The 18439-nt window shown below is 59.9% G+C and carries 15 protein-coding genes; 13 read left to right on the forward strand and 2 right to left on the reverse strand.

The annotated features are described in order from the left end of the window. Positions 1–138: 138 nt before the first annotated feature. A complete protein-coding gene (locus ACYZUD_RS20730; protein ID WP_462019914.1) occupies positions 139–816 on the reverse strand; it encodes a hypothetical protein in 678 nt (225 codons plus the stop codon). A gap of 180 nt (positions 817–996) precedes the next feature. Between ACYZUD_RS20730 and cbiE the strand changes: the two genes are divergently transcribed. From cbiE to ACYZUD_RS20795, 13 genes are all read left to right on the forward strand, one after another. Continuing rightward, positions 997–2208 carry a precorrin-6y C5,15-methyltransferase (decarboxylating) subunit CbiE gene (gene cbiE / locus ACYZUD_RS20735; protein WP_462019915.1) on the forward strand — a complete coding sequence of 404 codons (1212 nt, stop codon included), beginning with the start codon at positions 997–999 and terminating at the stop codon, positions 2206–2208. After that, positions 2201–3298: a cobalt-precorrin-5B (C(1))-methyltransferase gene (locus ACYZUD_RS20740; RefSeq protein ID WP_462019916.1), complete on the forward strand. Its 1098-nt coding sequence runs from the start codon at positions 2201–2203 to the stop codon at positions 3296–3298. Before cbiE ends, ACYZUD_RS20740 begins: the two co-directional genes overlap by 8 nt. Beyond that, a complete protein-coding gene (locus ACYZUD_RS20745) occupies positions 3295–4017 on the forward strand; it encodes a cobalt-precorrin-6A reductase (protein WP_462019917.1) in 723 nt (240 codons plus the stop codon). Before ACYZUD_RS20740 ends, ACYZUD_RS20745 begins: the two co-directional genes overlap by 4 nt. 255 nt (positions 4018–4272) lie before the next feature. Next, positions 4273–4563, forward strand: coding sequence for an addiction module antidote protein (locus tag ACYZUD_RS20750; protein WP_462019918.1), 291 nt, complete (start codon positions 4273–4275; stop codon positions 4561–4563). A gap of 98 nt (positions 4564–4661) precedes the next feature. Next, entirely contained in the window at positions 4662–5060 is a 399-nt protein-coding gene (locus ACYZUD_RS20755) for a DUF2946 domain-containing protein (protein ID WP_462019919.1), read from the forward strand. A gap of 48 nt (positions 5061–5108) precedes the next feature. Continuing rightward, on the forward strand, positions 5109–5588 hold the full coding sequence (locus tag ACYZUD_RS20760; RefSeq protein WP_462019920.1) for a copper chaperone PCu(A)C: 480 nt from the start codon (positions 5109–5111) through the stop codon (positions 5586–5588). Between the two features lie 21 nt (positions 5589–5609). Then, the gene (locus ACYZUD_RS20765; protein ID WP_462019921.1) at positions 5610–6068 is read left to right on the forward strand and encodes a DUF2946 domain-containing protein; all 459 of its coding nucleotides are present in this window, start codon (positions 5610–5612) and stop codon (positions 6066–6068) included. Between the two features lie 188 nt (positions 6069–6256). Then, a complete protein-coding gene (locus tag ACYZUD_RS20770; protein ID WP_462019922.1) occupies positions 6257–8374 on the forward strand; it encodes a TonB-dependent copper receptor in 2118 nt (705 codons plus the stop codon). Positions 8375–8496: 122 nt separating this feature from the next. Beyond that, positions 8497–9873, forward strand: a complete 1377-nt coding sequence (locus ACYZUD_RS20775) for a PepSY-associated TM helix domain-containing protein (RefSeq protein WP_462019923.1) — start codon at positions 8497–8499, stop codon at positions 9871–9873. A 149-nt stretch (positions 9874–10022) separates the two neighbouring features. Next, positions 10023–12143 carry a TonB-dependent receptor gene (locus tag ACYZUD_RS20780; protein WP_462019924.1) on the forward strand — a complete coding sequence of 707 codons (2121 nt, stop codon included), beginning with the start codon at positions 10023–10025 and terminating at the stop codon, positions 12141–12143. A gap of 116 nt (positions 12144–12259) precedes the next feature. Further along, positions 12260–13048 (forward strand): ABC transporter ATP-binding protein, encoded by a 789-nt coding sequence (locus ACYZUD_RS20785; RefSeq protein WP_462019925.1) that lies wholly within the window; start codon positions 12260–12262, stop codon positions 13046–13048. Further along, positions 13045–14004, forward strand: a complete 960-nt coding sequence (locus ACYZUD_RS20790) for an ABC transporter substrate-binding protein (RefSeq protein ID WP_462019926.1) — start codon at positions 13045–13047, stop codon at positions 14002–14004. The genes ACYZUD_RS20785 and ACYZUD_RS20790 overlap by 4 nt, the downstream gene beginning before the upstream one ends. Then, positions 14001–15011 (forward strand): FecCD family ABC transporter permease, encoded by a 1011-nt coding sequence (locus tag ACYZUD_RS20795; RefSeq protein ID WP_462019927.1) that lies wholly within the window; start codon positions 14001–14003, stop codon positions 15009–15011. Before ACYZUD_RS20790 ends, ACYZUD_RS20795 begins: the two co-directional genes overlap by 4 nt. Before the next feature lie 35 nt (positions 15012–15046). Here the strand turns inward: ACYZUD_RS20795 and ACYZUD_RS20800 are convergent, their stop codons facing one another. Next, positions 15047–18337, reverse strand: a complete 3291-nt coding sequence (locus ACYZUD_RS20800) for a hypothetical protein (RefSeq protein ID WP_462019928.1) — start codon at positions 18335–18337, stop codon at positions 15047–15049. Positions 18338–18439 lie beyond the last annotated feature (102 nt).

The raw sequence follows: 18439 nt of genomic DNA on the forward strand, positions 1-18439 counted from the left end.
TGACCGGTTCGGTTGGCGAGGCAGTTCGCAGGTGAGCGCGCGGTATTATGCCTGCTTTGCTTCATGGCATGAAAAACTGCCGGTCGGAATGCCTCCGAGGAGAGATCCGGAGGGAGTCCATTATCCCTAGCGACACGGCTACATCATCAATTCAAGCTCCGAAAACCTCATGTCTTTCACCGCATCGGCCAGGCTTTCTCGATACTTGTTCATCTCGCGCGGCTTGGCCGAAAATCGTCGCACCCGAATATCGAGTTGTGATCCTGGATGCTCCACCTCCCAGAACAAAAAAGTCGAGCCCCAGTTCGAGCTGAGCAACCGCACATTGGTGACCAATATCTCAAGCTCTTTGTAGCGGTTGTACTCTGCCGGTAAAAACCGGAAGTCTCCCGATTGCTGGGCACGCGAGGAAAGTAAATCAAGCGCAGAACGATCATGCTCAAGAAACCCGAAAGTCTCTTTAATCAACTGCAACTTCGCCCTACTTACTTGCGTCGACAATGCGTTAGACCAACTTCCCACCAGGTCGCCTGAATAATTGCTGTCAATGACTTCCACGGGGGCGTGCTCAAGACTCCAGCCAACAGACCAGAGCACGCCCGAAAAGTGCTCAAACCATTGGGCCGGGTTAAGTACCCTGTTGTAGCGAAGATCAGCACGATGCTCCGCCCATTGCATACTGTTCTTGATGTACTGTTTATCCTGCCTGGACAAACCCGGCAAAAATGCCAACAACTTATTATCAACCACGGCTGCACTCCTCTCTTCTAAAAGAGCACCCATATGATTTCGTGCGCCATCTAAGTTTAATTCCATTACTTAACACTGCCTTTTTACTTACATTGAATAACCACACTAACAATAAATACCCACCGAATAAAAAAACATCATCAACATTTGATGTCCGAAAGCACGACAGCGAATAGAAAGAAGTCAGTTCAGGGAAGCCGCGCTATCATGCCGCCTTCGAAGATGAACGCGTGATTGAGGAATGGCATGACACCCTGGCTGACAGTAGTGGGCATCGGTGAAGAGGGTTTCAAAGGCCTGGGCAAAAACGCCCGGCGTGCGCTATTGGCTGCGTCGCGGATCTTCGGCGGTCAACGGCAACTGGATTTGTTACCCGCCTGTATACGTGGCCAGCGCCAACTCTGGCCGAGCCCGTTTTCCGTCAAGCCGGTAATGGCCCTGCGCGGCGAGCCTGTTTGCGTGCTGGCCAGCGGCGATCCGATGTTCTTCGGTGTCGGCGCCAGCCTCGCTCGGCAATTGCCCAGCGATGAAATGCTGATCCTGCCCGCGCCGTCCTCCTGCTCACTCGCCGCCGCACGGATGGGCTGGCCGTTGCAGGATGTTGTGACGCTGTCGGTGGTCGCCCGCCCCATCGCTGCACTTAACGCGCAGCTGTTCAGTGGTGTTCGTTTACTGGTGCTGAGTAATGACGGCCAAAGCCCTGCCGCGATCGCCGCGCTGTTGCGTGAGCGGGGTTTCGGGCCGAGTCGCCTGAGCGTGCTGGAACATCTGGGCGGAGAAGCCGAGCGACGCATCGATGGCGTCGCCAACGACTGGACCGATCCAGTGATCGCCGACCTGAACCTGATCGCCATCGAATGCATCGCCGAACCGAACACGCCGCGTCTGTCGCGACTGGCCGGCCTGCCGGACTCGGCCTTCAAGCACGACGGCCAGTTGACCAAACGCGACGTGCGCGCCATCACCCTTGCGCGGCTGGCCCCGACTCCCGGCGAATTGCTCTGGGACGTCGGCGCCGGCAGCGGCTCCATCGGCATCGAATGGATGCGCGCCCATCCGGGTTGCCGGGCGCTGGCCATCGAGGCCGATGAAGGTCGACAGCTATTGATCGAGCACAACCGCGACGCGCTCGGCGTACCCGGTCTGCAACTGATTCGCGGCAGTGCGCCGCAAGCCCTGGTTGGACTCGAACCCCCGAACGCGATTTTCATCGGTGGCGGCGTCACCCGCGAAGGTGTACTCGATACCTGCTGGGCGGCACTGAAACCCGGTGGCCGACTGATCGCCAACGCGGTCACGCTGCAAAGTGAAATGACCCTGATGGCCTGGCGCGAACAGTGCGGCGGGGAGCTGACGCGCATTCATATCGCCCAAGCGCAACCGCTGGGGGACTTCGATACCTGGCGCCAGGCGCTGCCGATTACCTTGCTGGACGTGGTCAAACCCTTCGATGCGTGACGAAACCGCCGAACAACCCGCCCCGCTGCGCAGCGGCCTGACCACCGGCAGTTGCGCCACCGCCACCAGCCTGGCGGCAGCCCGATTATTGCTGAGCGGGATGAACGCGGACGCCGTGGAAATCGTCCTGCCCAAAGGCAAACACGTGCAGATGCGCCTGGAGTTCTGTCGGCTGATGGACGACGGTGCCGAGGCCGGCACGATCAAGGATGCCGGGGACGACCCGGACGTGACCCACGGCGCACTGCTCTATTCCCGAGTGCGACTGAACGACGAGCCGGGCATTCGTTTCAACGCCGGTGTTGGCGTCGGTACCGTCACCCGACCGGGGCTGGTGCTGGGTGTCGGCGAACCGGCGATCAACCCGGTGCCGCGCAAGATGATCACCGATCACCTGACCCTGCTGGCCGACGAACTCGATTACCCCGGCGGTTTCGAGGTGACAGTGAACGTCGAAGGTGGCGAGGAACTGGCCTTGAAAACCATGAACCCGCGACTGGGGATTCTCGGCGGCCTGTCGATCCTTGGCACCAGCGGCATCGTCCGGCCGTTTTCCTGCGCGGCCTATATCGCCTCGATCCATCAAGGTATCGATGTGGCGAAAACCAACGGCTACCTGCACATCGCCGCGTGCACCGGCAACGCCAGCGAAGACACCATGCGCCGGGTCTACGACCTGCCGGAAATGGCCCTGATCGAAATGGGCGACTTCGTCGGCGCCGTACTCAAGCATCTGCGCAAAGTGCCGGTGGATAAACTCAGCCTGTGCGGCGGTTTCGGCAAAATCAGCAAGCTGGCGGCCGGGCACATGGATTTGCACAGCCGGCATTCAAGCATCGACTTGCCGCAACTGGCCGACTGGGCTGCGGCAGTCGGCGCCGATGAGGTGTTGCAGCAAGCGATTCGCGAAGCCAACACCAGTCAGCAGGCATTGGCGATGGCCAGTGCGGCGGGCATCGCCCTCGGTGATGCGGTGTGTCAGCACGCCCTGGAGTTTGCCCGCAGCGTGGTACCGGCGCAGGTTCAGGTCGAAGTGTTTGCCATCGATCGCCAGGGCGGAATTGTCGGCCATGCGGGAGGTTTTCAATGAAGCGCATTTTGTTACTGGGCGGCGTGACTGAAGCCTTGGCCATCGCCCGAACCCTTGGGCCGGAACACATCTATAGCCTGGCCGGTGTCGGTCGCGTGCCAACGGATTTGATCTGTCAGGTTCGCGTCGGCGGCTATGGCGGTGCTGAAGGCCTGGCGCAATTTGTTCGGGATGAAGGGATCGATCTGCTGCTGGACGCTACTCATCCTTACGCGGCACAGATCAGTCAGAACGCCGCGACCGCCGCACGCTTGAGCGGCGTTCCTTGCTGGGCGCTAAGGCGCCCGGCCTGGCAACCACAAGCCGGGGATGACTGGCGCGAAGTCAGCGACTGGGCCGAACTGATCGACGCGTTGAAACCGTACCGGAGACCGCTGTTCACCCTTGGCCGCGAACCGTTGCAGCACCTGCATGAAATCCCGCCAAAGCAATTCTGGACACTGCGTGCATTAGACGTTTACCCCGGCAACGAACGTTGCGAAGTGATTGGCGCCCGCGGGCCGTTCATGATCGACGATGAACGCGAACTGTTCGAACGCCGGCAGATCGATGTGCTGATCAGCAAGAACAGCGGCAGCACCGCCACCGAGCCGAAGCTGGAAGTGGCGCGGGAGCGTGGGGTGCCGGTGCTGGTGTTGAAGCGGCCTGTATTGCCGGGGGTTGAGCGGGAGTTTGGGTCGGTGGGTGAATTGCTCACAGCGCTGGCACCTGACCTGTAGCAGCTGGCGAAGCCTGCGTTCGGCTGCGTAGCAGTCGTAAGTTTTAACACCGTGACATTGCAGTTTTACCGCAGCGCCAGGATATACGACTGCTACGCAGCCGAACGCAGGCTTCGCCAGCTGCTACAGAACGTAGGGTGCCCTACACAACCGTCAGATCTTACACACAACATCGTCCAAAACAGCCGACTTACTCGACCAGAACCCGACCTTTATTCTTCTGGGTAGCTGTACAAAAACAGCTCAGAGGCTCCAGTGACCGAACAATTCACCCGTTTCGATGCCGCCGATTTTCTCAAAACACCCGAAGACATGGCCGCTTATCTGGACGCTTGCTTTGAAGAAGATGCAGGCGACGGTGTTTTGATCCGCGCTGCACTCAATGACATTGCCCGAGCACAGGGCATGACACAGGTTGCGCGTGATGCGGGCCTGGGTCGTGAGAGTCTGTACAAAGCATTGAGCAGCACTGGCAATCCGGAATTCGCGACTATCATGAAGGTTATGAAAGCCTTGGGTCTGCGCTTGCATGCCACTGCTATCTGATTGCGCTGCGACACCACACCGCACGCGGTATTTTTACTTATCGGCACTGATCAGGCTAAATAGCCGCGCCTGATCGCCCACTCAACCGGATCTGTCCCATGTCCCGACAACGGCTCGCAATTGCCTGGATCGCCTGCTTCGCAGTGCTGTTCAACATGCTCGCCATGCCGATGACCGGAACGATGGCGCAGACGGCGAAATCACCTGCCGAGCAGTTGCTGTGGGGCAGTTTCTGTTCGTCCGGCGGCACGAAGATGGTGGCAATTTCTCTCGGCGACATCGAGCAGAAGGCCCCACAGAACGACGATCATTCCAACATGCAGCATTGCTGGTGCTGCTCCGGCTCCGCACCCTTGGTAGCGCTGCCTGGGCATGTTCCGCAGCTGTATTTCGCCCGTTTCGAAGCCAATCGAAGCCTGCCCGCTGCCTCTCTCGACACACCCACTCCGCGCCAGCAATGGCCGAGCCTGAACCCCCGAGCCTCTCCTCTGGTGTGATTCCTTCTCGCAATTGATCTGCGTTTTGAATCGTTCCGGAGAACTGCCATGTTGAACAAACTCATCGTCCTGGCCGCGTTGCTGCTGCCTGCCTGCTTTGCCAGTGCCCACGAATACAAGGCCGGAGAGCTGGAAATTGCTCATCCGTGGTCGCAAGAGCTGCCGCCCAACGCGCCGACCGTCGCGGCTTACTTCGTGATTCACAACAGCGGCAAATCCGCCGACCGGCTGCTCAGCGTCGACTCGCCGATTGCCGGTGTTGCGCAGTTGCACGAGCATGTGATGCAGAACGACCTGATGAAAATGCAGCAGGTGCCGAGCGTCGAGATCCCGGCTGGCGGCGAAGTCACTTTTGCGCCGATGGCGTATCACGTGATGCTACTGGAACTGAAAGACCGCAGCCTGTTGAGTGACGGCAAGCGTTTCCCGCTGACGATGCATTTCGAGCAGTCCGGTGACGTGACCGTCGAAGTCTCGGTGCAGAAAAAGGCACCGGACGACATGCCAGTGCATGCGCACGCTCAGTAATCCCCAGAGCTGAAGACGCCCATGCGCCCGCTTAGCGTCAGGTCATCCGCACACCGTCGTCAGTCGTCAAGACTGACCCGCGGTAGCTGGATCAGCCTGTTCGCCATGTTGATGATCTTTATCGGCCCGCTGATTTCCCAGTCGATGCCGATGGATCAGCGCGCCTCGGCTGCGATGACAGTATCGATGAGCATGTCGATGGACATGCCCATGGATATGTCGGCGATGGAGCACGCCGGGCACGGTACACAACCCACCGCCGAGCATTGTCCGCCGAAACCTGAGCATCACGCGCTGTGGGAAAAATGCGGCTATTGCAGCCTGCTGTTCAATTGCCCTGCGCTCACCGGTGGCGTGTCATTCACCGCTTTCGACACCCCGCCCTCCACCACATTCACCAGCCCTTCCCCTCGCCTGGGTCATGCCCGGCAAACCTTCTTCCCCGGCGCCCGCACCCGCGCCCCGCCCATCGTCGCGTAAACACTTACCTCGATCTCACGGTTCAGAAGACAGCCAAAGCAACCTGTGGGAGCGAGCTTGTTCGCGAAGAGGGAGTGTCAGCCAACATTAATGTCGTCTGGCGCTCCGCTTTCGCGAGCTTGCTCGCTCCCACAGGGAATGCATCAGCTGCCGGCCGTGTCGTTTACGACTGTCCGATGGAAATTGTCATGTCCAGGTTTTCTGCTGACACACGCTTGAGCGCTGCCCAAGCCACTTTTGCCCTGAACGAATCCCGCATTCGTTTCAGGCACGCCACCGCAATTCTTTGCGGTGCCCTGCTGACCCCCATGGTGCTGGCCGATGAACACGCCGGTCACAGTGAAGAACTGAGCCCGACGGTGATAACCGCCATCGCACCCAGCTCACCGCTGACCATCGTCACCAACCCCAAGGACCCGCGCCAACCGGTGCCGGCCAGCGATGGTGGCGATTACCTGAAGACCATTCCGGGCTTCGCCCTGGTGCGCAACGGTGGCACCAATGGCGATCCAGTGCTGCGCGGCATGTTCGGCTCGCGGCTGAACATCCTCACCAATGGCGGCATGATGCTCGGCGCCTGCCCCGGCCGGATGGATGCACCAACCTCGTACATCTCGCCGGAAACCTACGACAAGCTCACCGTCATCAAAGGCCCTCAAACCGTGCTTTGGGGACCGGGCGCATCCGCCGGCACCATCCTTTTCGACCGTGAGCCAGAAAGCTTCGGCGAACTCGGTACACGGGTGAATGCCAGTGTGCTGGCCGGCTCCAACGGCCGCTTCGACAAAGTGGTGGACGCCGCTGCCGGCGGGCCATTGGGCTACGTGCGGGTGATCGGCAACACCGCGCACTCCGACGACTACCAGGACGGCAACAACGACACCGTGCCGTCACGGTATGACAAATGGAACGGCGACGTGACAGTCGGCTGGACGCCGGACGCCGACACCTTGCTGGAGCTGACGGCCGGCAAGGGTGACGGCGAGGCCCGTTACGCCGGGCGCGGCATGGACGGTTCGCAGTTCAAGCGCGAAAGCCTTGGCCTGCGTTTCGAGAAGTCCAACATCGGCGACGTGCTGGACAAGGTCGAGGCGCAGATCTACTACAACTACGCCGACCACGTGATGGACAACTACACCCTGCGCACGCCCTCCGGCACCGGGATGATGGCCGGGCCCATGGCCTCCAACGTCGACCGCCGCACCCTCGGCGCACGGATCAAGGCGACCTGGCGCTGGGCCGATGTGCAGTTGATCAGCGGCATCGACGCGCAGACCAACGAACACCGCGAACGCAGCGCCATGGGCATCGACACCTATAAGGATCTGCCGCGCGACAAGGACGCCGCTTTCCACAACTACGGTGTGTTCAGCGAACTGACCTGGTACGCCGCCGACCGTGACCGACTGATTACCGGCGCTCGCCTGGACCGTGCTTCGGCCAAGGATTACCGGCAGACCAGCGGCTCCGGAATGATGACCCGCCCCAGCCCGACCGCCGACGACACCCGCGCCGACACCCTGCCGAGCGGCTTCGTCCGCTACGAGCACGACCTGGCCGACAGCCCGACCACGCTGTATGCCGGCCTCGGTCACACGCAGCGTTTCCCGGATTACTGGGAGCTGTTTTCGCCCGACTCGGGGCCTGCCGGATCGGTGAGCGCCTTCGATTCGATCAAGCCTGAAAAAACCACCCAGCTCGACTTCGGCCTGCAATACAAAACCGAGGACCTCGAAGCCTGGGCCTCGGGTTATGTCGGACAGGTGCGTGATTACATCCTGTTCAACTACACGCCCGGAATGATGGGCATGACCTCGCAAGCCGAGAACATCGACGCGCGAATCATGGGCGGCGAACTCGGCGCGGCCTACAAGCTGACCGACAACTGGAAAGTCGACGCGACCCTGGCCTACGCCTGGGGCAAGAACAGCAGCGATGGCAACGCGTTGCCGCAAATGCCACCGCTGGACGCACGCTTCGGCCTGACCTACAGCGAAGACAACTGGAGCGCCGGCGCACTGTGGAGAGTGGTCGCCGCGCAAAACCGTATCGACCAGAACAAGGGCAACGTGGTCGGCAAGGACTTCGACAAGACCGCCGGTTTCGGCGTGTTCTCGCTCAACGGTGCCTACCGCATCAACAAGAACTGGAAGGTCAGCAGCGGCGTCGACAACCTGTTCGGCAAGGCTTACGCCGAGCACTTGAACCTGGCCGGCAACGCAGGTTTCGGCTACCCGGCCAATGACCCGCAAGCCATCAACGAACCGGGGCGCACGCTCTGGACCAAGGTGGACATGAGTTTCTAACAAGAAGAAGTCAAAAGATCGCAGGCTCCTGCACTGGGACGCGTACCCCCTGTAGGAGCTGTCGAGTGAAACGAGGCTGCGATCTTTTACAGACAATTGATTCGCCAAGCGGAGCACAACCGATGAAACAGCCCAAAGTGAATTTCTACAACCTGGCCTGGCGCTGGCATTTCTATGCCGGTCTGTTCGTCGCGCCATTCATGGTGATGCTGGCGCTGACCGGCATCATTTACCTGTTCAAACCGCAACTCGATCCGTTGATGTACGGCAGTCTGCTGAACGTCCCCGCCGGGCATCACAGCGTCCCGGCCGACGACCTGCTCAAGCGGGTGAAAGACGCTTATCCACAAGGAACGATCAAGCAGTACCTGCCACCGGTCAACGCCGAGCGCAGTGCGCAATTTGTCGTGCTCAATGCCGGTAACGAGCTGAATGTGTTCGTCGATCCGTACCACGGCGACATCCTTGGCGAGCAAGACGCCAAGAAGAATCTGCAAGCGGTCGCCCGGGCGATTCATGGCGAGTTGATGATCGGCACGGTCGGTGATCGACTGATCGAACTGGCCACTGGCTGGGGGATCGTGCTGGTGGTTTCCGGGGTGTTTTTGTGGTGGCCGCGAGGTCAGGCCGCCGGCATCTTGTGGCCGCGCCTGAGCAGTCGCGGTCGCGTGCTGTGGCGTGACTTGCATGCCGTCACCGGATTCTGGGGCGCCACGTTTCTGCTGGTCATGCTGCTCAGCGGCATGACCTGGACCGGGTTCTGGGGCAAGCAGTACGCCGGCGTGTGGAACGTCTTCCCGGATGCGATGTGGAATGACATGCCCAAGTCCGACGTCGAGGCGCGCAGCCTCAACACCGCCACTCGCCAGACCGTGCCCTGGGCCATGGAAAACACACCGATGCCCATGTCCGGCGACCACGCCGAACACATGGCCCACGGTGCCGCGCAAGCCGGCCCTGCCGCGCCGACCATCAGCCTGCAAGACGTGCAGAACATCGCCGAGCAGCGCAAGGTCGAACCGGGTTACAGCATCACGTTCCCGACCACGGCCACTGCTGTGTTCACCATCGCGGTGTTCGCCGACGACCCGCGCAACGACGCCACCCTGCATGTCGATCAGTACACCGGCAATGTCCTGGCCGACGTGCGCTGGGAGCATTACGGCACTGTTGCCCGCGCCACGGAAACCGGCGTGATGCTGCATGAAGGCAAGATGTTCGGTGTGTTCAACCAGATCGTCGTGCTGCTGATCTGCCTGATGATTCTGCTCAGTGCCGTCAGTGGCGTGGTGATCTGGTGGAAGCGTCGTCCGCAAGGCAAGCTCGGTGTTCCACCGCTGCGCCACGACCTGCCGAAATGGAAAACCGCAATGGTCATCATGTTCGCACTGGCGGTGGCGTTTCCGCTGGTGGGCGCTTCGCTGGTGGTGGTGTGGTTGCTGGATCGGGGGCTGCGGCGCTTCAACCGGCAAACTGAATCGGCCTCATCTTCATCATGAAACAGTCGAGATGCGCGGATTAGAGGGATCTGTAGACTTTCCGCGCTTATCTCCCGGCCACTTTTAGTGTTACTACATAACACTAATAGACCGCCCGACCCGCAGCCATTGCTGCGGGTTTTCTTTTGAAGAAGTGATTCACCGTCCCGATGAACAAGTACCTCTTGTCCGGTCTTTGCCTGCTCGCCATGAACAACAGCGCCCACGCGCAATCGTTGACGCTGCCCACCGACACCATCACTGCTCAAGCCAATGATGATGAAACCGTCAGCCTGAACACCCCGACCACTGCCGGCTCGCGCCTGAATCTCACGGCGCTGGAAACCCCGGCCAGCGTCGAAAGCCTGACCGGCGAACAGATCCGCGCACGCGGTGATCGCAGCGTCCAGGACGCGGTATCGCGCAGCACTGGTATCAGTCGCACGGGCACACCGGGCGATGGCGGCACCTCATTGTCGGCTCGGGGCTTTACTGGTCAGAGTTCGGTGATGCAGCTATATGACGGCAACCGGATGTACACCGGCATGGGCACCGTGACCTTCCCGGTCGACACCTGGTCGGTGGAGCGCGTCGATGTGCTGCGCGGCCCGGCGTCGGTGTTGTACGGCGAAGGAGCAACCGGCGCGGTGGTCAACGTGATCCCGAAAAAGCCCTTTGAAGGTGAAATCGAAAACCACGTCCGACTCGGCTACGGTTCTTACGACAGCCAGCAACAGGCCTTCGACAGCGGCGGCTCTCTGAACGACACCTTGAGCTACCGCTTGAACCTCAATCGTCTGCGCAGCAATGGCTGGGTCGATCGCGGCGATTCGTCCAGCGACTTCATCAGTGCCGCCCTGCGCTGGCAGGCAACGGACGATCTGGCGTTCACCCTCGCCCACGATTACGGCGACCAGAACCCGATGAACTACTTTGGCACGCCGCTGATCAACGGGCGCTTTAAAGAAAGTCTGCGGGACAAGAACTACAACGTCAGCAACGACAAGCAACATTACAACGATCAATGGACGCGGCTGACCAGCGACTGGCAAATCTCCGAAAACGTCAGTTCGAGCAACGAGCTGTATTACCTCAAGGCCCAGCGCCGCTGGCAGAACGCCGAGAACTACAACTTCGACCGCGACACCCAGCAACTCAGTCGCAGCGGTTACTACAGCATCGGTCACAAACAGGAACAGGTCGGTGATCGTCAGACCTTAACCTTCAAGCACTCGCTGTTCGGCCTCGACAGCCAGACCGTGACCGGTGTCGATTACAACCGCATCCGCTTTCAGCTCGACAGCAACTCGCCGTTCAATGACGTCTTGCCGGACGGTCAACCGATCGATTTGTATCACCCGCAACGTGGCAGTTTTGAAAGCGCCAATCCGTACCGCGAGCAGTTCCAGTCCACCACCAGACAGATGTCGGCCTTCGGCGAAAACCGTACGCAACTGAGCGAGCGCTGGTCCCTGGTGACCGGCGTGCGCCGCGATTACGTGCACGTCGATCGCGACAACCTGGTGGATGGCAGCCAGAGCGACAAGACCCTGACCGGCAACAACTGGAAGGCCGGGCTGGTGTTTGCCGTGACCCCGGACACTTCGTTCTACGGTCAGTACGCCACCAGCACCGACGGTGTCGGCGGGTTGATTTCCCTGAGCCCGAGCCAGCAGCAATATGACCTGGCAACCGTGAAACAGACTGAAATCGGCATGAAGCAGATGTTCTGGGACCAGCGCGGCGAGTGGACGCTGGCAGCCTATCGCATCGTCAAAAAAAAACTGCTGACCGACGATCCGGGCAACCCGACGCTCAAGCAGCAGGTCGGCCAGCAGTCGTCCAACGGCCTGGAAGCCAGCCTCGATCTGCAACTGCCACACGCCTGGCAACTGCAGGCCAACGCGGCCATCGTCAAAGCGAAGTACGACGATTTCGAAGAAGTGGTCGGCGGTGTGCCGGTGTCGCGCAACGGCAATCGCCCGGTGGACGTGCCACGGCGCACGGCGAATCTGTGGCTGAGCAAAGCGATCAACGAGAACCTGAAAGCCGGAGCCGGTGTACGTTATGTCGATGCGCGATATGCAGACATGGCCAACCAGAACGAGCTGCCGGGTTACACCGTGGTTGACGCCACGCTGTCATGGAAGGCGCTGCGAAATACGACGCTGGGGTTGCAGGTGAACAATCTGTTCGATCGCCAGTATGCGCAAAGCCAATACAATGAGGGGCAGCAGTGGATCCTTGGCGAGCCGAGGTCGTTTTTCGTCATCGCTGATTATCAGTTTTAAACCGTGTCGCCCTCATCGCGAGCAGGCTCGCTCCCACAATGGAATGCTATCAACTGTGGGAGCGAGCCTGCTCGCGATGGCGTCATCAGCACCACTGAATATTTCAGAGTAAATGCATGACTTCGCTGAACCTCACCGACCTCGCCTGGACACCGCTGGGCAACGGCCACTGTCATCACCAGTTCCAGCTGCGTGATGCCTCGCTGCACGTGGCCGCGGGTGAGTTCGTCGGGTTGATCGGGCCCAACGGCAGCGGCAAGACCAGTCTGCTGCGATGCGCCTGGCGCTTCAGCAAACCGGAGAGTGGCGAGGTCAAACTCGACCACCACAATGTCTGGAAGCAGTCCTCACGCTGGTGCGCGCAACGCATCGCCGTGGTGTTGCAGGAGTTCCCCGACGCCTTCGGCCTGACCGTCGATGAAGTGGTCGCCATGGGTCGAACGCCGCACAAAGGGTTGTTCGACGGCGACACGCTCGAGGACCGTAACCTCGTGACCCAGGCCCTGGATTCAGTCGGGCTCAAAGGCTTCGAAGAGCATGCCTTCGCCACCCTCTCCGGCGGTGAAAAGCAGCGCGTGATCCTCGCCCGCGCCCTGGCCCAGCAACCGCAATTGCTGATCCTCGACGAGCCGACCAATCACCTCGACCCGCGTTATCAGCTTGAACTGCTGCAACGGGTCAAACGCCTGAAGATCGGCACGCTGGCGAGCATCCACGACCTCAATCTTGCGGCCGCTTTCTGCGACCGACTCTACGTGATCAATCACGGCCGCATCGTTGCCAGCGGCACACCCGAAGAAGTCCTGACCGCCCCACTGCTGCGGGACGTGTTCGGCGTCGAAGCGCTGATCGATGAACACCCTTTGCACGGCTACCCACGAATCACCTGGATAACCCAACCATGACCTTGCGTTCCCTGCTGCGCTCCAGCCTCTCTCTCGCCCTGTTGCTGGGCACCGCCCAGGCGTTTGCCGAGGCCACTCATTACCCGTTGACGATCCAGAGCTGCAACCGCGAAGCGACCTTCAAGCAAGCGCCAAAGCACGCCGTCAGCCACGACATCAACATGACCCAGATGATGCTCGCTCTTGGCCTCAAGCCAAGCATGGCAGGCTACAGCGGCGTCACTGGCTGGAAGTCGGTGACACCCGACATGCAGACCATCCTCGACGGCCTGCCGGAGCTAGCGGCCAAGTACCCGTCGGTGGAAACCCTGCTCAACGCCAACGTCGATTTCTTCTTCGCCGGCTGGGATTACGGCATGCGCGTCGGTGGGGACCTCACGCCGCAAACCCTGCAGCCGTTGGGCATCAACGTCTACGAGCTGACCGAGTCTTGCGCGTTCGTGATGAAACGCCCGCCCGCCAGCCTGGAAGACACGTATAACGACCTGCGCAATCTCGGAAAAATCTTCGACGTGCAGGACCGCGCCAACGCCTTGATCGCCGGGATGCAGGCGCAGGTTGCCGAGGTACGCAAGGACCTGCCGGTGGAAAAACCTCGCGCTTTTCTTTACGACAGCGGCGAAGACCGAGCCATGACGTCCGGCCGCCTCGGCATGCCGCAAGCACTGATCGACGCCGCTGGCGGGCGCAATATTCTGGAGGACGTCGAGTCGAGCTGGACCCGGGTCAACTGGGAGAACGTCGTCGAGCGCAATCCGCAGGTGATCGTGATCGTCGACTACGGCGAAGTCACTGCTGAGCAGAAGGAGCAATTCCTGCTGAACAACAAGGCGCTGCAATCGGTAGACGCGATCAAGAACCAACGCTTCATCGTGATTCCTTATGTGCAGGCCACGCCGGGGATCGATAACGTGCTGGCGGTCGAAACCCTGGCCAAGGGTTTCCACGGCGAATGATCAGCCGTCGCTACGCCTCGTTGCTGATCGCCCTCGGCGCGTTATTGCTGGTGTCGTGCGTGGTGTCGCTGGGCTTCGGCCCGGCGCGGGTGCCGGTGGACGTGGTGTGGCGGATTCTGCTGCACAAGGCGTTTGGCATCGGCGACATGAGCTGGACAGCCGGACAGGAACATATCGTCTGGTTGATTCGCGTACCGCGCATGCTATTGGGTGCGTTGGTGGGCGCCGGGCTGGCGTTGATCGGCGCCGTGCTGCAGGCGGTGACGCGCAATCCGCTGGCAGACCCGCATTTGCTCGGCGTCACTTCCGGCGCGACGTTGGGCGCCGTGATTGTGGTGTTACATGTGGGCGAAATTGCCGGTCTGCTGACCCTGCCGATCGCAGCCTTTATCGGAGCGTTGCTGAGCATGCTGGTGGTGCTGATGATCGCCAATCGCAACGGTCGGCTGGACAGTGATCGGCTGCTGCTGTGCGGGGTGGCGGTGTCGTTCGTGATGATGGCAATCGCCAACCTGCTGCTGTTTCTCGGCGATCACCGCGCCAGTTCGGCGGTGATGTTCTGGATGTTGGGTGGCCTCGGACTGGCACGCTGGGAGTTGCTCGCGGTGCCGGCCGCGAGCGTCTTGCTCGGGTTGGCGTTACTGCTCGGTATGGCCCGACCGTTGAATGCGTTGATGGCCGGTGAACAGACCGCCGTGACCCTCGGCCTCAATGCCCGCACCGTGCGCTTACGGGTGTTCTTGATCGCCTCGCTGATGACCGGCGTGCTGGTGTCCATCAGTGGTTCCATCGGTTTCGTCGGGCTGATGGTGCCGCATATCGCCCGACGATTAGTGGGTGCAGAACACCGACGCTTGCTACCGGTGTGCGTGTTGCTCGGCAGCGTTTTCCTCGTTTGGGTCGACGTTGCCGCCCGCACGCTGATAGCCCCCGAGGACTTGCCTATTGGTGTGGCCACAGCGGCGATTGGCGGGCTTTTTTTCATCGGATTGATGCGAAAGCGTTGAGACGAAACACTGTCGCACCAGGCCCGACATCCGGATTACAGCTCATCCCGAGTGGGTTTATCGGATACGTCGGGGGTTTGTTGACGCGTGATTTTCCAATCCTGTCCAAGACGGCCTGGCTGGTTCCAGTCAGATGCGGTTTTCAGCACTTTTAGCAGGCTAATGTTCGCCAACCTGAAAACAAAGTCTTCGGCCGAAAGCAACTGCCCCGTGAGTAAGAATCTTCCCTCTTGTGCCGTGTGCGTGGGTACGTATTTGAGCAGTGCACCATAACGCGTCGAATAGTAGAACGCGGCAATATCAAACCCTTTGGCTTTCAAGGCATGGGTGTGCGCATAAACCGATGCTGCGGATGCATAGTCCACCTCCTCCGGGACGGCGGGGGTGGTTGCCGACCGGGATAGCTGGTAGCCGGCCATCAGCGTGTAACCGTCAGGAAACTGCGGTGCTTTATTCCTGTGGGTGGTTGAGGCATCACTCGCGGTACGGAAGATTCGATTGATGGCCTCATTGGAAGGACCGGAATCTGCGAGGGGCTCCAGGCCAACGTAGGAATAAGTACCGCGCTTGGTCAGGATCGCGCTGGCACGCAATGTCGATTGATCATCGATACGCGCCGCTCGAAGCTGTGCGTGAAGAGCCGCATCATCGGAATGGTGAAACACGGGCCCCAAAGGCAATACGGGATTACGAGCCCAAAGTTCCTCGTCGGAAATAGCAGGCATGTGCGGCAGCCAGTCGTGCCCCACCTCTCCCGGACAAGACCAGTAGGGACTGGTCACCAGAACGTCCAGATGCCCGGCCACCGCCATGCGCCGAATGTAAGCGGTCAGGCTGAATGAGCCCTGATTGATATCGGTCCAGTCACGTTGTGACTGCTCAAGCGTCGCAAACGGATTGTCCCTTGTCTCGGGCTGGCCAAACTTGTCCAGGGAGAGCACCGGATCGTAGGCGCTGAGTTTGAAACGTAACAAGGCACCATCGGCGCAGGAAAAGTAAATCGGCCGGTACCCTTGGGCGGTGTAGGCAACGGTACGTGCCAGGTTCACGTCGACAGGTGAAAAGAAGTGCCGGTAATCGTCGTCCGTCAAACCCGGCGGCGCTTTTACAGCACTCAGGAATATCCCGCTGGTGACGTAGCGATAAGGTAATGCGCCGGGAAAGACACGTTCATACCCAAACTTTGAATTCAGCGCCGCAATGGGCAGGGTTGCCATGAAGGAACCATCGCGAGCGTTCCTGAGCATGAATCCGAAACTCAGTGCTGAACGACTGCCGACCTGTTCATGAACGAAGCGCGCGGCATCCTGCTCTCGAACATGCACCGGGCTATAGGCCGGCTCCGACACCGCTTTCCTGTCAGCATTCGTGCGAATCGACGTCGTATAAGGTACAAACTCTGTCACCGCACGCGCATGCCCCCACAGCCGACTGCCCACGACAACTTGCAGATAACCGGACTTCGCCAGTTTTTTTACCCAGTCTGTCGGTGACAATGCACCCTGATAGATCTGTTCCTTGATCCAGACCGCACTCAGGTCGCGAACCGTTTTACCCGAGGCACTCAACGCCACGGCAAGGTCGGCGAGGAATCGCTCCCACACCCCGATCCGATAGCGGATGATCGATTCGTCAGGGGCAAACAGGTACTCGTCGAGCGGTTGTTCCCTCCGGGTGAAAGCGGTGTAAACCACATCGACAGACAGCATGTTGAGATACAGCTCTCTATCAGTCATCGACATGACGACGGGTAACGCTCGCGACACCCGTGAGCGATAGCGCGCAACGATACTGCAACCCGCCGGAAACTGGCCGAAGGTGACCGCTTCATCCGGGAAGATCCACTTGATATCAAAATCTTCCTGAGGAATATCGACCGGATTGGTCGCTACAAAAAAGCCGTCAGCGCGCTTCAGAATGAGGCCACCATACGCCCTCGCCTTGCCTTGGGGCATTTGCGAACGTGCATGCAGGGCGGCGTCATCGGCCGTAGGGAAAACCGGGCCCAACGTGCGACGCTCCAGGTACTGGCTTGGCGCCCAGTAGGGGCCGATCAGCCCTTTCCTGTCCCAGCACAGACTGGTGCGCATGACGAGCAATGTACCGCTGTTGGCGACCACCCTGACAAAAGCGGTCGTGGTCAACGTTCCACTGGCCAGGTTGCTTTGAATCTCTTCCAGGCCCATGTTCGGGACGTCGTTGTCGAACAGCTTGGTGCCCTTGCGGGCAATGTATTTCAGCAGGGCGCCGTCCTGAGTCGACACATAGAGAGGAATGGTCGTGTTCCCCTCCATGACCGGACGCCTTTTTGAGTTGTAAACCACAACAAAAAGATCTCGAGGCACAATGAAGTGCTGTGCCAACCAGCGTCTGGATTCGTCTCGTGCATGCTTGACTCGCTGGCGCGAATAAAAATAGGAGTGAGGTACAAATGACTCGGGATATACAGTCTCCCTGGTTCTGGACTCACTGAACAAACTACGCAACGAGTAAAGCTTGTCTCTCCCCCCGCTGACCCGAACCAGTTCGCTGGCAATGTATTCCTCCTTGCCTTGTCGCTTGAGGATGAACCCGAACCAGGTCTGTTCCTCGTCATGTTGTCCCGTGTCTTTGGAATAGCGATCAAGCGCCGCCGCATCGGCTGACTGGAAAATCGCACCAAACGACACCTGCTCCGGTACGTTTCGCTCCCAGGGGCCGAGGACGACAGGCCCCGTGATTTTTCCTCGAGGTCGCCAGCGACCGTTGCTGATGATCACCTGTAAATCACCGGCGGCCGCCGCTTCCACAACGAGCTGCTCCGGTTTGACGGCTCCCGTCTCCAGCCCTCGGGCAAACTCGCCAGGTGGGAGCCCGGTTCCCAGTTGCGCAAGCAAGCTCAACGTGCGCGGCCCCCCGGGGGTGAAACCAATCAGGCTGTCCTCGGCCCCCGAAAGATAGGCAGGCAAATCGCTTCCCAGGCTGTTGCGCAGTTCGTCAACGCTGAACATCAACAAACTGGTCGCTGCATCCTCGGTAGACCATTTCAGCTGCGCAACCTTGGCGGCATCGAGCGTCGAAAGCGCGGGGTGTGAATAGAAACGACTGTGCAAGACGTGGTTGTTGGGGATTACCTGGTGATGGGAGCCGACGCTGAGCGGCTGCTCAGCCAGTTCGCTTATCACAAACCGTTGATCGTTTCGCTGAAGGATATAACCGTAATACCCGCGGTCACGTAGACGACCGACTTGCTCATGGGCAAAACGGGCCGCATCGCTTGCCGACAGAAACGCCCTATCCAATACATTCAGTGGAATCGAGACAGGGTGTTGTAGTTGCTCATCCATAAGTAGTGCTCCAATGAATCATCCGTAATGCCCCACTCTCGCACCGCAAAGTATTCCGAAGGCGGTACATAGTTACTACTTCGCGCGCTCGGCACCACTTGA

This window comes from Pseudomonas sp. XS1P51 (assembly GCF_054897845.1).